1 protein-coding gene is annotated in these 1,397 nt (G+C 75.4%); it reads right to left on the bottom strand.

The window, feature by feature from the left end; genetic code table 11:
• Positions 1–137: 137 nt before the first annotated feature.
• Positions 138–1,397: methyltransferase domain-containing protein (locus tag DQW06_RS29350; RefSeq protein WP_198662583.1), on the bottom strand; the 1,260-nt coding region annotated here is incomplete at its 5' end.

Below are 1,397 nucleotides of genomic sequence, written 5' to 3'. Positions count from 1 at the left end.
TCCGACTCTTGGGGCGCGCCGGTGGCGGACGCCCGCCGGGGTTCCCCGCCTCCGGCCCCGCCCCCGGTCCCGCTGGGGGGTGAGGACCGGGCACCGGGCGCGGCGGCTCATCCCAGGCGCGACCGGCCGACCGGCGGTTATCGGAGGGGGCGGCGGCCCTGGACCGAGTAGATCGCGCAGGAGCTGGCCCGGAAGGACGGGTCCGCCAGGAGCGCGCGCACCTCGGCGAGCCGCTCGTCGGTCATCCCCTCGTCCACGAAGGCGTCACGCAGGTGGCGGGTGTGGTGAGCGATCAGGTGCACGCCGGGGGAGTCGGCGTTCCACAGCTCCAGCCGGGGCTGGGGGTCGATGTCCACCAGACCCGCGCCGCGCATCGCCTCGGCGGCGTTGCGCCCCCAGGCCGGGTCGGCTCCGGCGCGGATCATCAGCCTGGTCTTGGCCTCCTGGAACTCCTCGTAGAGCTTCTGGGACTCGGCGTCGGGCATGAGGAGCGCCGGGCCGTAGGTGATGTCGAACTCGTCGAGCTGGAGCACGCCGCCGGGCTTGAGCGCGCGCACCAGGCGGTCCAGGACCGCGATCCGCTCCGGGATGTGCAGCAGCACCAGCCGGGAGTGGATGAGGTCGAAGGCGGCCTCGGGCAGCGGGTCGCGGACCACGTCGTGGCGGACGACCTCCAGGCCCTCTGCGGCGGGGACGCGCTCGGGCTTGATGTCGGTGGCCAGCACGCTTCCGCCCGGGGCGACCCGGTCGGCCAGCCAGAGCGCGACGCTGCCGCCCCCGGCACCCACCTCCAGGCAGTTCCACCCCGGCCCGACACCGGTCTGTTCCAGGCGTTCGGTGGTCATGGGGTCGTAGGCGGCGGCCAGGAAGCGGTGCTGGTCGAAGGCGTGCTCGCTGTGGTTGTCGAAGACGTAGCGCTGGTCCTCGGCGGCGTCGGTCACGGGTGTCTCCCTCGGCGTCGGTCGGGTCGTCGGGGCTGGGCAGGTCGGTCGGGTCGTCGGGGCCGGTCCGGCTGGTCGGGCTACGGGGTCCGGCGGGGCCGAACCGCCGTCCGCCGCCGCCCGGCTCGGCGGGCGGTGCGCGCCGACGATCTCGGCGGCGACGCGGGCGAGGGTGGCCGTGCACACCTTCCCGGTCGGGCCGAGCGGCAGTTCGGGCAGCACGACCACGTGTTCGGGCAGCGAGCGGACGTCCAGGCCGCGTTCGTCGCGCAGGAAGGCGATGAGCTCGCTCGGGGAGGGCGCGGCGGCCCCCTCGGCGGGGGACACGCAGGCGCACATGCGCTCGCCCAGGTCGGGGTCGGGCACGGGCACGCAGTGGGCCTCCGCGAGGGCGGGGTGGGCTCCGAGTTCGCGCTCCACCTCGGCCGGGAAGATGTTGACGCCGCCCCGGATCAC

The organism is Nocardiopsis sp. TNDT3, assembly GCF_003427465.1.
GTDB lineage: Bacteria > Actinomycetota > Actinomycetes > Streptosporangiales > Streptosporangiaceae > Nocardiopsis > Nocardiopsis dassonvillei.
This window is presented reverse-complemented; position numbering and strand designations above follow the sequence as displayed.